This is a genomic window from Shinella zoogloeoides (assembly GCF_020883495.1).
GTDB lineage: Bacteria > Pseudomonadota > Alphaproteobacteria > Rhizobiales > Rhizobiaceae > Shinella > Shinella zoogloeoides.
This window is the reverse complement of record NZ_CP086610.1, coordinates 1,302,568-1,317,518: the sequence shown is the minus strand read 5'-3', so window position 1 is coordinate 1,317,518 and position 14,951 is coordinate 1,302,568. Positions and strand designations below refer to the sequence as shown.

General features: G+C 64.5%; 11 protein-coding genes. 7 read left to right on the top strand and 4 right to left on the bottom strand.

Going from position 1 to position 14,951, the window contains the following annotated elements; translation table 11 throughout:
• Window positions 1-4 precede the first annotated feature (4 nt).
• From prfB to K8M09_RS06565, 3 genes are all read right to left on the bottom strand, one after another.
• Window positions 5-1,136, bottom strand: a protein-coding gene (gene prfB / locus K8M09_RS06575) for a peptide chain release factor 2 (RefSeq protein ID WP_160784700.1) whose coding sequence is annotated in 2 segments (ribosomal slippage) — window positions 5-1,066 and window positions 1,068-1,136 — 1,131 coding nt in all. Because the reading frame shifts where the segments join, the coding sequence is not laid out codon by codon here.
• 100 nt (window positions 1,137-1,236) lie between these two features.
• A complete protein-coding gene (locus K8M09_RS06570) occupies window positions 1,237-3,684 on the bottom strand; it encodes a penicillin-binding protein 1A (protein WP_160784701.1) in 2,448 nt (815 codons plus the stop codon).
• A 275-nt stretch (window positions 3,685-3,959) separates the two neighbouring features.
• Window positions 3,960-5,198, bottom strand: coding sequence for an N-acetylmuramoyl-L-alanine amidase (locus K8M09_RS06565; protein ID WP_160785006.1), 1,239 nt, complete (start codon window positions 5,196-5,198; stop codon window positions 3,960-3,962).
• Between the two features lie 636 nt (window positions 5,199-5,834).
• Between K8M09_RS06565 and K8M09_RS06560 the strand changes: the two genes are divergently transcribed.
• The gene (locus tag K8M09_RS06560) at window positions 5,835-8,696 is read left to right on the top strand and encodes an Rne/Rng family ribonuclease (protein ID WP_160784702.1); all 2,862 of its coding nucleotides are present in this window, start codon (window positions 5,835-5,837) and stop codon (window positions 8,694-8,696) included.
• Window positions 8,697-8,823: 127 nt separating this feature from the next.
• Window positions 8,824-9,588, top strand: coding sequence for an SDR family oxidoreductase (locus K8M09_RS06555; protein ID WP_160784703.1), 765 nt, complete (start codon window positions 8,824-8,826; stop codon window positions 9,586-9,588).
• A gap of 75 nt (window positions 9,589-9,663) precedes the next feature.
• Here K8M09_RS06555 and K8M09_RS06550 read toward each other — a convergent pair whose 3' ends face one another.
• Complete coding sequence (locus tag K8M09_RS06550) at window positions 9,664-10,803, bottom strand: pyridoxal phosphate-dependent aminotransferase (RefSeq protein ID WP_160784704.1); 1,140 nt, start codon at window positions 10,801-10,803, stop codon at window positions 9,664-9,666.
• Between the two features lie 207 nt (window positions 10,804-11,010).
• Between K8M09_RS06550 and K8M09_RS06545 the strand changes: the two genes are divergently transcribed.
• The 5 genes from K8M09_RS06545 to aat all read left to right on the top strand — a co-directional run bounded on the left by K8M09_RS06545 (window position 11,011) and on the right by aat (window position 14,834).
• Window positions 11,011-11,769, top strand: coding sequence for a DsbA family protein (locus tag K8M09_RS06545; RefSeq protein WP_160784705.1), 759 nt, complete (start codon window positions 11,011-11,013; stop codon window positions 11,767-11,769).
• A 149-nt stretch (window positions 11,770-11,918) separates the two neighbouring features.
• Window positions 11,919-12,356: a type II 3-dehydroquinate dehydratase gene (gene aroQ, locus K8M09_RS06540; protein ID WP_160784706.1), complete on the top strand. Its 438-nt coding sequence runs from the start codon at window positions 11,919-11,921 to the stop codon at window positions 12,354-12,356.
• 22 nt (window positions 12,357-12,378) lie between these two features.
• Window positions 12,379-12,849, top strand: a complete 471-nt coding sequence (accB, locus tag K8M09_RS06535; protein WP_160784707.1) for an acetyl-CoA carboxylase biotin carboxyl carrier protein — start codon at window positions 12,379-12,381, stop codon at window positions 12,847-12,849.
• A 10-nt stretch (window positions 12,850-12,859) separates the two neighbouring features.
• Window positions 12,860-14,206, top strand: coding sequence for an acetyl-CoA carboxylase biotin carboxylase subunit (accC, locus tag K8M09_RS06530; RefSeq protein WP_160784708.1), 1,347 nt, complete (start codon window positions 12,860-12,862; stop codon window positions 14,204-14,206).
• Window positions 14,207-14,219: 13 nt separating this feature from the next.
• Window positions 14,220-14,834, top strand: a complete 615-nt coding sequence (gene aat / locus K8M09_RS06525; protein ID WP_160784709.1) for a leucyl/phenylalanyl-tRNA--protein transferase — start codon at window positions 14,220-14,222, stop codon at window positions 14,832-14,834.
• The last annotated feature ends 117 nt before the right edge of the window (window positions 14,835-14,951 follow it).

Sequence of the window (14,951 nt, the reverse complement as noted above, 5' to 3'; positions counted from 1 at the left end):
GACCTCAGTTCAGGTCGTCCACCACCGCATCGGCGCCACCGTTGACGCGATGGGCGAGCGCGGCTTCCATGAACTCGTTCAGCTCGCCGTCCAGCACGTCCGAAGGGGCCGTGCTTTCGACACCCGTGCGCAGGTCCTTGACGAGCTGGTAGGGCTGGAGGACGTAGGAGCGGATCTGGTGACCCCAACCGATATCCGTCTTGGAGGCGGCTTCGGCGTTGGCGGCGTCCTCGCGCTTCTTCAGCTCCTGCTCGTAGAGGCGCGCGCGCAGCATATCCCACGCCTTGGCGCGGTTCTTGTGCTGCGAACGCTCCTGCTGGCAGGCAACCACGATGCCGGTCGGGATGTGCGTGATGCGCACGGCCGAGTCGGTCGTGTTGACGTGCTGGCCGCCGGCGCCCGACGAACGGTAGGTGTCGATGCGGCAGTCGCTTTCGTTCACCTCGATGTTGATCGAGTCGTCGACCACCGGATAGACCCAGATCGACGAGAACGAGGTGTGACGCCGCGCATTGCTGTCATAGGGCGAGATGCGGACAAGGCGATGCACGCCCGATTCCGTCTTCAGCCAGCCATAGGCGTTGTGGCCCTTGACGAGAAGCGTCGCGGACTTGATGCCGGCCTCTTCGCCGTCGTGGACTTCCAGCAGCTCCACCTTGTAGCCCGAGCGCTCGGCCCAGCGGGTGTACATGCGCAGGAGCATGTTCGCCCAGTCCTGGCTTTCCGTGCCGCCGGCGCCGGAATGCACTTCGAGATAGGTGTCGTTGGTGTCCGCCTCGCCCGAAAGCATGGCCTCGACCTGCTTGCGCGCGGCCTCGACCTTGACGGCCTTCAGCGCATCTTCGGCGTCCTTGACGACGGAATCGTCGCCCTCTTCCTCACCCATCTCGATGAGTTCGATATTGTCCCGGAGCTGCTGCTCGATGGCTTTCACGCCATTGATGCTTTCGTCCAGTTGCTGGCGCTCGCGCATCAGCTTCTGGGCTTCCTGGGCATCGTTCCAGAGGTTGGGATCCTCTGCCTTGTTGTTCAACCAGTCCAGTCGTCTTACCGCCTGATCCCAGTCAAAGATGCCTCCTCAGCAGGCTTATGGCCTGCTTGATTTCGTCGACGATATTCTCGATTTCCGCGCGCATGTCCGTTTCTTCGATGCTTCAGGTTTCGGTGGCCCCGAAATAGAGAGGGCGGGCGCGGATGTAAAGCCCCGCGCCCGCCCCCGCAAAGGGATCGGCTGGATCAGAACAGGCCGCCGCTGCCGCCCGTCACGGCCTGGTTGGCCTGCGGCGAGCTGTTCAGGATTTCCTCGGGGGTCGCATATTCGTCGCCGCCGATGACCGAGAAGACGTCGGCCGGGCCGGTGCCGGGCTTGAAGGCTTCCATGATCGTGTCCGGATCGCCTTCATAGGCCTGCATGCCGGTCTTGCGGTTGACGGCGATGAACTGCATGCCCTCGGGCACGATGAACTTCGTCGGGCGCGTGCCCTCCACCGCGGCCTGCATGAACTCGTTGAAGATCGGCGCGGAAAGCGAGCCGCCGGTGCCGCCGCGGCCGAGCGGGGCCGGGCTGTCGAAGCCGATATAGAGGCCGGCCACGAGATCCGGCGTATAGCCGACGAACCAGGCGTCCTTCTCGTCGTTGGTCGTGCCCGTCTTGCCCGCCGTCGGGCGGTCGAGCTTGATCTTGCCGGCGGCGGTGCCGCGCGTGACGACGCCTTCCATCATCGAGGTGATCTGGTAGGCGGTCATCGGGTCGAGGACCTGTTCGCGATTGTCGACCAGTTCCGGTTCCGGCTGGTTTTCCCAGTCACTGGCGTTGCAGTTCTCGCAGGTGCGCTCTTCATGGCGGAAGATGGTCTTGCCGTAGCGATCCTGAATGCGGTCGATCAGCGAGGGCTTGATCTGCTTGCCGCCATTGGCGAGCACGGCATAGGCCGAAACCATGCGCATCACCGTGGTCTCGCCCGAGCCGAGCGACATGGCGAGAACCGGCAGCATCTTGTCGTAGATGCCGAAGCGCTCGGCATATTCGGCGACGAGGTTCATGCCCATGTCGTTCGCGAGGCGCACCGTCATCAGGTTACGCGAGCGCTCGATGCCGAGGCGCAGCGTCGAGGGGCCGGCCGAGCCGCCGCCGTAGTTCTGCGGGCGCCAGACCTGGCCGCCGGCGACGATCTCGAACGGCGCATCCATGACCACCGAGGCCGGCGTATAGCCGTTGTCGAGCGCCGCCGCATAGACGAAGGGCTTGAAGGAGGAACCCGGCTGGCGCATCGCCTGCGTCGCGCGGTTGAATTCCGACTGGCCGTAGGAGAAGCCGCCGACCATGGCGAGCACGCGGCCGGTATGCGGGTCCATGGCGATGAGGCCGCCCTGCACCTTCGGCGGCTGGCGAAGGCGATAGGTGCCGCCTTCCACCGGTTCGACATAGACGACGTCGCCGACATTGAAGACACCGACCGGCGATTTCGCCGTCTTGCGGTCGCCCTTGGCGGAGCGATAGGCCCAGTTCATCGCCTTGGCCTCGATGCGGCCGGTCACGCGCTCCTCGACAACCTTGCCGGAGGCTTCCTTGCTCGGCTGCAGGCCGATATCCGCGCCGCCGTCATCGACAGCCAGAACGACGGCGAGCTTCCATTCCGGCACGTCGGAGAAGGCGTCGATCTTGGCGAGTTCCACGCCCCAGTCGCCACCGATCTCGATGGTCTTGATCGGGCCATGGAAGCCGCGGCGCTCGTCATAGCTCAGCAGGCCGTGCTGCAGCGCCTTGCGGGCCGCGACCTGAATGCGCGGGTCGAGCGAGGTGCGCACCGAAAGGCCGCCCTCGTAAAGCGCGTTGTCGCCGTAACGTTCGATGATCTGGCGGCGGACTTCCTCGGAGAAATAATCCGAGGCGAAGAGATAGGTGCCGCGATGGCGCGGGGTCACGCCGAGCGGCTGGGCTTTCGCCTCCGCGCCGTCGCTCTGGGTGACGTAACCGTTCTCGACCATGCGGTCGATGACCCAGTTGCGGCGCTCGATGGCCGCTTCCGCACGGCGGAAGGGATGGTAGTTCGACGGCCCCTTCGGCAAGGCTGCAAGATAGGCGGTCTCGGCGATGGTCAGCTCGGTGACGGACTTGTCGAAATAGGTGAGCGCCGCGCCGGCGATGCCGTAGGAATTGAGGCCGAAGAAGATCTCGTTCAGGTAAAGCTCAAGGATGCGGTCCTTGGAATAGGCCTGTTCGATGCGGAAGGAGAGGATCGCTTCCTTGACCTTGCGGTCCATGGTCTGGTCGGAGGAGAGCAGGAAGTTCTTCGCGACCTGCTGCGTGATGGTCGACGCGCCGACGGGGCGGCGGCCCGAGCCGAAGTTCTGCAGGTTGACCACGATGGCGCGGAAGAGGCCCGTCACGTCGACGCCGGGATGCTGGTAGAAATTCTTGTCTTCGGCAGAAAGGAAGGCCGCCTTCACGCGGTCGGGGATCGCCTGGATCGGCAGGTAGAGGCGGCGTTCGCGAGCATATTCGGCCATCAGCGCGCCGTTGCCGGCATGCACGCGGGTCGTCACCGGCGGCGCATAGCTGTTGAGCACCTCATAATCGGGGAGATCCTTTGCGACACTTCCGAGATAGAGGGCAACCAATGCCGCCACGCCGAGAAAGAACACGGCGCCAATCCCGAAGAAATATCCAATCAGTCTGATCATGAGCCAGTTACCGGTGCCTTATGCTTATGAATTCATCGGGCAGACCTGCTGCCCGGCCTGTGCCGCTCCGGCCGTATCCAGCCGCCGCGCCCTGCCCGTCGAAGACGACTCGTCCCCAGTTTCCGCTTCCGTCTAGCGATCGGATTGTGAGGAAAATAGGGCTTACAGCATGCCTGAGGGCTTCGCCACCGCACAATGGACGGCGATGTCACTTTTCCGGCACAGGAAACACTAGCATGTTCGCCGGTCCGACGCCCACGTTTTTAAGGACAAGCTTAACCGCCGTTGGCGACCACGGTCGCGCGGTATTCCGCCACGGCCTTGGCGACGAGACCGGCGACCTTCTTCTGCCAGGCGGGATCGATCAGCAGTTGCTCGTCGTCCTTGTTCGACATGAAGCCGAGTTCGAGCAGGATGGACGGCACGTCCGGCGCGGTCAGCACGCGGAAGCCGGCATGGCGGTGCGGATTGTTGATCAGCAGCACCTCGTCCTTGAAGGTGCCGACGACGCTCTGGGCGAGATTGATGGAAAAGGCCTGCGTCTCGCGGCGCGTCAGGTCCAGCAGGATGTCGGCCACCTCGGCCGGCTCGTCGGTGAAGGAGATGCCGGCGATCTGGTCGGAGAGGTTTTCCCGCTCGGCAAGGCTTGCAGCGAGGCTGTCGGAGGCCTTGTCGGAAATGGTGTAGACCGTCGCGCCGCGCGTATCCTTCTGCTTCAGCGTATCGGCATGAATGGAGATCAGAAGGTTCGCGCCCTCGCCGCGGGCAAGCTGCACGCGCTGGGAAAGCGAGAGGAACTCGTCCTTGTCGCGGGTCAGGATCGCCTTGGTGTCGGGCAGCTTGTTGAGGGCGTCGGCAAGCTCTCTGGCGAAGGCGAGCGTGACGTTCTTCTCCTCCGTCTTCGTCGCCCCGCCGCGCGCGCCGTTGTCGATGCCGCCATGGCCGGCGTCGACGGCGATGACGAAGGGGCCGTCCGGGCGGCTGCCCGGCAGCAGCACGGGCGTTTCCTCGCTTGCGGCGGGCGCGCTCGCCTGCCAGCTCTGCTTGTCCATCTGGCCCTGGAAGACCTCGCCGGTGACGAGAGCCGTGTCGATGACGAGACGATAGCTTTTCGCCCCCTTATCTTCCTGCACCTCGGCCAGCACGACGCCGACGGGGCGCGAGGCGGTCAGCACGATGCGGGCGCGGCCGGCGGCCATGGTGCCGTAGCGGATATCGGAGAAGATGCCCCTCGCCTCCAGTTCCTCCGCCTTGATGCCGAAATCGGTCTCCGGCAGGTCGATGAGGATGCGATAGGGATTGGCGACGTAATGAACCTTGAAGTCCGGCTTGCGGTCGAAATCGATGACGAGGCGCGTGCGGGCGTCGTCACCGGCAATGCGGGCGCCGAAGGCGAGCAGCGGCGCGGCAGAGGCGGAAGCGGCGAGCGCGGGCATCGCGACGGCAAGGCAGAGGCTTGCGGCGAACGCTCCCGCAGCAAGGCGATAAGGGGTCTTGGTCAGGAGGCGTAGCATCACCACTGGCAGTCCGTTCGAACGCGTGAAACCCGCGCGGCGCGGCGCTGGACGAAATCCATAGATGCCCCCATATGGTTAACCAAAGCTTGCCGGGGGCGGCCGTGCGCGGCGTGGCGCACAGATCATGGCAAATCCATCAAGATTATGACGCTTTTGGCTTTTCCCTTGCCATTGTGACATATCCGCCATAAAAGCAAAATCAGGGAAAAAGAATAGACGGGATAGAATCGCTTAGAGCAGGCAGCCACCCCTTCGGGACCTTGGCGCCGAACCGGGCCTTCATCCGCCGTCGCACCGCTTTTTCCCGGCCGATTAGATCGCGTAAACCGGCGGTGGCCGGAACAGTCAAGGTGGATTTCCACCACTCGCCCTTACCCAAGGGCAATTTCATCGGACCCTTATAGGTCTATGGCACTGGCATTCTCGTTGGACGTTGATGTTGTCACGGCGGATTCTATCAGAGGGTAACAGGCACCGGGACGCTCGCGTACCGACCACCCTTCGTTCGCCCGCCCTTCACCGTGACCCGACGGGAACTTACCCATCCGGCGCATCCTTCTCCTCCCCCGGCTCGTCCCCTTCAGGGAACAGCTCGCCGCCAGGATTGCGGCTGCGCCGAGGAGTTCAAATTAAATGGCAGAGAAAATGCTTATCGATGCGTCTCACGCTGAAGAGACGCGGGTTGTCGTCGTACGCGGGAACCGCATAGAAGAATTCGACTTCGAATCCCAATACAAGAAGCAGATCCGCGGCAATATCTACCTTGCCAAGGTCACGCGCGTCGAACCGTCGCTCCAGGCGGCCTTCGTCGATTACGGCGGCAATCGCCATGGCTTCCTGGCCTTCGCCGAAATCCACCCGGATTACTACCAGATCCCCCTTGCCGACCGTCAGGCCCTCCTGAAGGCCGAAGCCGAGGAGCATCGCCGCGACGACGACATCGAGCCGATCGAGACGGGCACCCGCGCTTCCGACGAGAGCGAAGCGCCGGCCGACATCGAGGTTGAAGCCGTCGCCGCCGTCGAGGAAACCGTTGTCGAAGCGCCGGCCGAGCCGGACGTCGTCGCAGCCTCCGCAGACCTTGCCGCCGAAGAGGCTCCGGCCGAAAAGCCGAAGAAGCCGCGCCGTACCCGCAAGGCCAAGGCGAAGACCGAGGAAGAAGCCCCAGCCGCCGAAGAAGCCGCCGCTCCTGCTGAAGGCAGCGACGACGAGACGCCCGGCGGCGCGATGGCCATGGCCGTCGACACCGACGAAATCTCCGAGCCGGCCGAGCGCTCGCGCGGCCGCCGCCGCCGCGATGACGACGACGATGACGACGATCACAACGGCGAAGAGAAGGAAGTCATCGAATCCGTCGGCGCCGAAGACGCCATGGAAGAGGTTCCGGATCGCGTGCAGCGCAAGCCGCGCAAGCAGTACCGCATCCAGGAAGTCATCAAGCGCCGCCAGATCCTGCTCGTGCAGGTCGCCAAGGAAGAGCGCGGCAACAAGGGCGCGGCGCTGACCACGTACCTGTCGCTCGCCGGCCGCTACTCCGTCCTGATGCCGAACACGGCGCGCGGCGGCGGCATTTCCCGCAAGATCACCAACCTGCAGGACCGCAAGCGCCTGAAGGAGATCGCCCGCGATCTGGAAGTTCCGCAGGGCATGGGCGTAATCCTGCGCACCGCCGGCGCGAACCGTACCCGCGTCGAGGTCAAGCGCGACTTCGAATATCTGATGCGCCTGTGGGAGAACGTCCGCACGCTGACGCTCGCCTCCACCGCCCCCTGCCTCGTCTATGAGGAAGGCTCGCTCATCAAGCGCTCGATCCGCGACCTCTACAACAAGGACATCAGCGAGATCGTCGTTGCCGGCGAGGAAGGCTATCGCGAAGCGAAAGCCTTCATGAAGATGCTGATGCCGAGCCACGCGAAGGTCGTCCAGCCCTACCGCGACGTGCATCCGATCTTCTCGCGCTCGGGCATCGAAGCCCAGCTCGACCGCATGCTGCAGCCGCAGGTGACGCTGAAGTCCGGTGGCTACATCATCATCAACCAGACTGAGGCGCTCGTCTCGATCGACGTCAACTCCGGCCGTTCGACCCGCGAGCACTCCATCGAGGAGACCGCGCTCCAGACGAACCTGGAAGCGGCCGAAGAAGTGGCGCGCCAGCTTCGCCTGCGCGACCTTGCCGGCCTCGTCGTCATCGACTTCATCGACATGGAGGAGAAGCGCAACAACCGGGCCGTCGAGAAGCGTCTGAAGGACCATCTCAAGAACGACCGCGCGCGCATCCAGGTCGGCCGCATCTCGCATTTCGGCCTGCTCGAAATGTCGCGCCAGCGTATCCGCGCCTCGGTTCTCGAATCGACGATGCAGACCTGCCCGCATTGCAACGGCACGGGCCATATCCGCTCGCAGTCGTCGGTCGCGCTGCATGTCCTGCGCGGCATCGAGGAATATCTCCTCAAGAACACGACGCACAACATCACCGTCCGCTCCACGCCGGACATCGCGCTCTACCTGCTCAACCACAAGCGCGGCACGATCATCGATTATGAAACCCGCTTCGGCGTCGTCATCATCATCGAGGCCGATGCCCATGTCGGCGCGCAGCACTTCGCGATCGATCGCGGCGAAGCCGTCGAGAATCCGGTCAAGATCGAACAGATCCTGCACTTCGAGCCGGAGCCGGAAGACGACGACGTCGTGATCGAGGAAGAGATCGACGAGGAAGAGGAAGAAGCAGCCCGCCCGGCCGCCGCCGCGCAGTCCGCCTCCTCCGACGAGAACGGCCGCAACAAGCGCAAGCGCCGCCGCCGCCGTCGCGGTCGTGGCCGCGAGAACGGCGATGGCACGGATACCGCCTCCTTCGGCGGTGAACAGGCCGGCGACGAAGACGCACTCGACGACGATGACGCCGAAGGCGATGGCGAAGAGGGTGCGGAAGCGACCCAGGCCGATTCCGGCGAGAGCAGCGATCAGCGCCGCAAGCGCCGCCGTCGCGGCAAGCGCGGCGGCCGCCGCAACCGTCCCGAGGACGGCGCGGTCGAAGCCGGCGCGGAAGGTTCCGATGAGGCGGAAGACGATGACGACGCCGAAGCCGAAACGGTAGAGGCCGTCGAGGTGGAAGCCGCCGAAGCGGTTGTCACCACTGAAGAAGCGCCGGTCGAAGCCGCTGCCGAAGAGGCACCCGCCAAGCCGAAGCGCGCTCGCCGCAGCCGCGCCAAGGCGGCCGAGGAAGCCGTTGCCGACGAAGCTGCCCGCAGCGAAGTCGAGGCCCAGCCCGCACCGGCTGTCGCGGCAGAAACCGCAGCGCCGGCAGAACCGGAAGTCGAGCAGGCAGCCGCCGACCTCGAAGAGCCGGCCAAGCCCGTGCGCGCCAACCGCGACCTCTCGAAGATCGCATCCGAGCCGGTCGTGAAGTCCACGACGGCCAAGGAAGCGGCAACGGACGACGAACCGGAAAAGCCCAAGAAGGGCGGCTGGTGGCAGCGTCGCGGCTTCTTCTAAGAGCCGGCATATAGTCAGGAATTGAGAAGGCCCGGTTTTGCCGGGCCTTTTTCATGCGCGGGAATCGGGTGGCTGCACCCCTCTCCTTCTGCGACATCGCTGTCGTCAGAACCAGGAGGAGCTCCCCATGACACGTCTCGATAACAAGGTCGCCATCATTACCGGCGCAAGCTCCGGCATCGGCCGGGCTGCCGCGCTGCTGTTCGCCCGGCAGGGCGCGAAGGTCGTGCTTTCGGCACGCGGGCACGAGCGGCTGGAGGCGGTCGCCGATGAAATCCGCGCCGCCGGCGGTGCGGCCATGACCGTTCCCGGCGACGTCGGCGAAGAAGCCCATCACGAGGCGCTGGTCGCTGCCGCGCAGGCCGAATTCGGCGGCCTCGACATCGCCTTCAACAATGCCGGCACGACGGGGCCTGTCGGCGCGCTGCCTTCGCTTTCCATGGCGGAATGGCAAAAGGTCCTGAACATCAACCTGACAAGCGGCTTCCTTGCCGCCAAGTACCAGCTCCCGGCCCTGGAAGCGCGCGGTGGCGGCAGCCTCGTCTTCACCTCCACCTTCGTCGGCTATACGGCAGGCTTTCCCGGTCTTGCGGCCTATGCCGCGTCGAAGTCCGGTCTTGTCGGCCTGGTGCAGGTGCTCGCGTCCGAATACGGGCCGAGGGGCATTCGCGTGAATGCGCTGCTGCCGGGCGCAACGGACACGCCGATGGGCCGCGACGTGGCGAACACGCCCGAGGCGTTGCAGTTCGTCGCCGGCCTCAACGCCTTCAAGCGCATCGCCGCGCCGGAAGAAATCGCTGAGGCCGCGCTCTTCCTCTGCTCACCCGCCTCCAGCTTCACGACGGGAACGGCGATGCTGGTCGATGGCGGCGTTTCGATCAACCGCGTCTGAGAAAGTGAATCAGGTGCCTGAAAGATCGATTCCGCTTCGTGTCGCAAACCTTTGAAGCGGAATCGCTTTCCGATTTCAGGCCAGCCAGCGCGCGAGGCGGTCGACCGCCTCGTTCACCTCCTCGAACGAGCCGGCATAGGAGAAGCGCATCGTGTGGTGGCCGTCCAGCGGGTCGAAGTCGATGCCGGGCGTCGCGGCGACATCGGTCTCCGCCAGCATGCGGCGGGCAAAGGCCATGCTGTCATTGGTGAAGCGGCGGACATCCACATAGGCATAGAAGGCGCCGTCCATCGGCGAGGCGATGGTGAAGCCGAGTTCCGGCAGGCGCTTGACGAGGAAATCGCGGTTCGCGCGGTAGGCGTCGCGATAGACGTTCAACTCCGCCTCCGCGCCGAGCGCCGCTTGCGCCGCGATCTGCGAAAGTTCCGGCGCGGAAATATAAAGGCTCTGGGCGATGCGCTCCACCGGGCGCACCAGCTTTTCCGGCAGCACCATCCAGCCGATCCGCCAGCCGGTCATGCAATAATATTTCGAGAAGGAGTTGATGATCACCGCCTCCTCGCCGAATTCCAGTGCCGTCGCCTCCTCGCCGACGAAAGTGAGGCCGTGATAGATCTCGTCCGAGATGAAGGCGATGCCGTTCTCCCGGCAATAGGCGGAAAGCGCTGCGAGATTGGTGCGGCCCGTCACCGTGCCCGTCGGATTGGCGGGGCTGGCGAGCAGCACGCCGTCGATGCAACCTGCCGCCTCCAGCGCCTCGGGCGTCAGCGTGAAGCCGTTTTCCGCGCTCACCTCGATTTCCACCGTCTCGATGCCGAGCGCGGCGAGGATATTGCGATAGGCCGGATATCCCGGGCGCGCGATGGCGACCCGGTCGCCGGCATCGAACAAAGCGAGGAAGGCAAGGTTGAAGCCGGCGGAAGAGCCGGTCGTGATGGCGATACGGCCCGGATCGACCGAAACGCCATGGCGGGCCTTGTAGAAATCCGAAATGGCGGTGCGCAGCGAAAGAAGGCCGAGCGCATCCGTATAGCCGATGCGGCCGATCTCCAGCGCCCGGCGGGCTGCATTGCGGGCGGCTTCCGGCGCGGGATGGACGGGCTGGCCGACGGCCATGGAGATCACCGGCCGGCCGGCGGCCCGGCGCTTCGTCGCCTCGGCGAGCACGTCCATGGCGTGAAAGGGTTCGACGGCGCCGCGGCGGGAGAGTTTCATGGGCTTTTCTTCCGGTTCATGAGATGCCGCCTTCCTGCCGCAAGACACGCGCATTCACAATCCCGCGAGGGCCGAAAATCCGCCGCTTTTGCCCTATCGTTTGCGCGCGACGAACCATAAGGTCGTTGAAAGCGCGCCGCGCGCATTGACGCGCAGGCCCCGCCGGTGGCAGTTCTCCGGCGCATCACGGACGAGGACAGGAAAGATATGACATTCAAGACCAAGCTCGCGGCCACCGTCGCTCTTACAATCGCGGCCGCAGCCCCCCTTCCCGCTCTCGCCCTGGACGACGCGCAGAAGAAGGAAATCGGCGAATTCATCAAGGAATACCTCGTCGAGAACCCGGAAATCCTGATCGACGTGCAGGAAGCCCTGCAGAAGAAGCAGGAAGAGCAGCAGCAGGCCAAGGCCCAGTCCGCGATTACCGACAACGCGAAGGCGATCTTCTCCTCGCCTTATGACATCGCGCTCGGCAATCCGAAGGGCGATGTCACCATCGTCGAGTTCTTCGACTACAATTGCGGCTACTGCAAGCGCGCCCTCTCCGACATGGACGAGGTCCTGAAAGAAGACAAGAACGTCCGCTTCGTCCTGAAGGAACTGCCGATCCTCGGCCCCGATTCGTCCGCCGCCCACAAGGTAAGCGCCGCCGTGCGTGACCTTGCCCCGGAAAAATACGGCGAGTTCCACCGCGCCCTGCTTGGCGGCGAAGGCCGCGCGACGGAAGAAAGCGCCATCGCGCTTGCCGCCACCATGGGCCTTGCCGAAGCCGATATCCGCAAGACCATGACGGAAAAGCCGCATGACGACGCCGTGCGCGAAGCCTATACGCTGGCGAACGACCTCGGCATCACCGGAACCCCGTCCTATGTGCTGGGCGAGGAGATGGTCTTCGGCGCCGTCGGCGTGGACGAACTCAAGCAGAAGATCGCCAATGTCCGCGCCTGCGGCAAGGCAACCTGCTGAGAACCGCCCCATCCTCCCGCCACGCTGGCCCTCTTGAGCCTTTGGCTTGTGGACAGCCCTTTCGACCGGCAAAGCCTCGCTGCTTGGGGCTTTCCTCATGCAAACCGCCGGTCTATAGGTAATTGTCTATCCAGCATGCGGAATTGCGAATGGCTTCGACCCTTTTCGTGCTCAACGGCCCCAACCTGAACGCCCTCGGCAAGCGCGAGCCCGGTATCTATGGCGGCCAGACGCTCGCCGATATCGAAGCGCTCTGCAAGGCGGAGGGCGAGAAGCTGGGCTGTGCCGTCGAGTTCCGCCAATCCAACCACGAAGGCGATCTGGTCGACTGGATCCATGAGGCCGGCGACACCGCCGCCGGCATCGCCATCAACGCCGGTGCCTATACCCACACCTCGATCGCGCTGCACGACGCCATCCGCGCCGTGAAGATCCCGGTCGTCGAACTGCACCTTTCCAACGTGCATGCCCGCGAGGAGTTCCGCCACACGTCGATGATCGCGCCCGCCGTGAAGGGCGTCATCTGCGGCTTCGGCGCGCATAGCTATATCCTCGCGCTCCATGCGCTTTCGTCCATCACGACATAAGAAGAACCAGAGGCTCATTTCCATGGCTGACAAGAAACACGGCATCGATCAGGCTCTGATCCGCGATCTCGCCAACATCCTCAACGAGACGGACCTGACCGAGATCGAAGTGGAGCAGGACGACCTGCGCATCCGCGTCTCGCGCGCCGGCACCCCGCAATATGTCCAGGCCCCGATCGCAGCGCCGGCCTTCGCCGCACCGGCTGCCGTCGCCGCCACGGCCGCCGTCGCCGCAGCGCCGGCCGACGCCCGCAGCAACAAGAACGCCGTGACGGCGCCGATGGTGGGCACCGCCTACCTCTCGCCCGCTCCGGGCGCCCGCCCCTTCATCGAGGTCGGCTCCACCGTCAAGGAAGGCCAGACCATCCTCATCATCGAAGCCATGAAGACGATGAACCAGATTCCCGCGCCGCGCTCGGGCAAGGTCACCGAAATTCTCGTCTCGGATGCAAGCCCGGTCGAATATGGCGAACCGCTGATCGTCATCGAATAAGGCGGGTCCCATGATCTCCAAAGTCCTCATTGCCAACCGCGGCGAAATCGCCCTTCGCGTCCTCCGGGCGTGTAAGGAGCTCGGCATCGCCACGGTCGCCGTGCATTCGACGGCCGATGCCGACGCCATGCATGTGCGCCTTGCCGACGAGAGCGTGTGCATCGGCCCGCCCCCGTCGCGCGAAAGCTACCTGAACATCCACCAGATCGTCGCCGCCTGCGAGATCACCGGCGCCGACGCCGTGCATCCGGGCTACGGCTTCCTGTCGGAGAACGCCAAGTTCGCGGAAATCCTCGACGCGCACGGCATCACCTTCATCGGCCCGACCGCGGAGCATATCCGCGTCATGGGCGACAAGATCACCGCCAAGCAGACGGCGCAGGAACTCGGCATTCCCGTCGTTCCCGGCTCCGATGGCGAGGTGAAGCCGGAAGACGCGCTGGAAATCGCCCGCAAGATCGGCTTCCCCGTGCTCATCAAGGCCACCGCCGGCGGCGGCGGACGCGGCATGAAGGTCGCCCGGACCGAGGCCGACCTTGAAGAAGCCGTCTCGACCGCCCGTTCCGAGGCGCTCGCCGCCTTCGGCAACGACGCCGTCTACATGGAAAAGTATCTCGGCAAGCCGCGCCATATCGAAATCCAGGTCATGGGCGACGGCATGGGCAACGCGGTGCATATGGGCGAGCGCGACTGCTCGCTGCAACGCCGCCACCAGAAGGTCTGGGAAGAAGCCAATTCCCCGGCCCTCAATGTCGAGCAGCGCATGAAGATCGGCCAGATCTGCGCCGACGCCATGAAGAAGCTGAAATATCGCGGCGCAGGCACGATCGAGTTCCTCTACGAGAACGGCGAGTTCTATTTCATCGAAATGAACACCCGTCTTCAGGTGGAGCATACGATCACCGAAGCGATCACCGGCATCGACCTCGTGCATGAGCAGATTCGCGTCGCTTCCGGCGGGGGGCTTTCGGTCCGCCAGGAGGACATCGTCTTCTCCGGCCATGCCATCGAGTGCCGCATCAACGCCGAGGACCCGCGCACCTTCGTTCCCTCCCCGGGCACGATCACGCATTTCCATGCGCCGGGCGGTCTGGGCGTTCGCGTCGATTCGGGCGCCTATCAGGGCTATCGCATTCCGCCCTACTACGACAGCCTGATCGGCAAGCTCATCGTGCATGGGCGCACGCGCGTCGAATGCATGATGCGACTGCGCCGCGTGCTGGACGAGTTCGTCATCGACGGCATCAAGACGACGCTGCCGCTCTTCCAGGACCTGATCGGCAACCAGGACATCGCCAACGGCGACTACGACATCCACTGGCTGGAAAATTATCTGGCCAGCAAGACCGACGCTTAAGGAGCGTCGGTCGATGGCAGGGCGGCGCAGACGGCACCCGGAAATCACCCCGGAACTCCTTCTGCGCGCCTATTCCATCGGGCTTTTCCCGATGGCCGATTCGGCGGACGACCCGGAACTCTTCTGGGTCGAGCCGGACATGCGGGGCGTCATCCCGCTCGACGAATTCTACGTCTCGCGCAGCCTCGCCAAGACGATCCGCAAGGCCCCCTTCGATATCCGTTTCGATACTGCCTTCGACGCGGTGGTCGCCGCCTGCGCCGAGGCTGCCCCGGACCGGCCGTCCACCTGGATCAACGCCAAGATCAAGTCGCTCTACGGCACCCTGCACCGCATGGGCCATGCCCATTCCGTCGAAGCGTGGGAGGGGGATCGGCTCGTCGGCGGCCTCTACGGCGTCTCGCTCGGCGCGGCCTTCTTCGGCGAAAGCATGTTCTCGCGGCGCACCGACGCCTCGAAAATCTGCCTTGTCCATCTCGTGGAGCGCCTGAAGGCGAACGGCTTCCGCCTGCTCGACACGCAGTTCACCACCGAACATCTGAAGACATTCGGGGCCATCGAGGTGCCGAAGATCGATTACGAGGATATGCTGGCGAACGCGCTGGCCTCGCCGCATCTGCCGTTTTAGATTGCCGCCGCTATCAATGGCAGCGACAGCAACGCTTGCCTTATCGGCATTCGGTCTGGCGGCGGACAGCATCGACGATATATTTGCCTGACGTCGGATCGTCACAACGGTCGATGT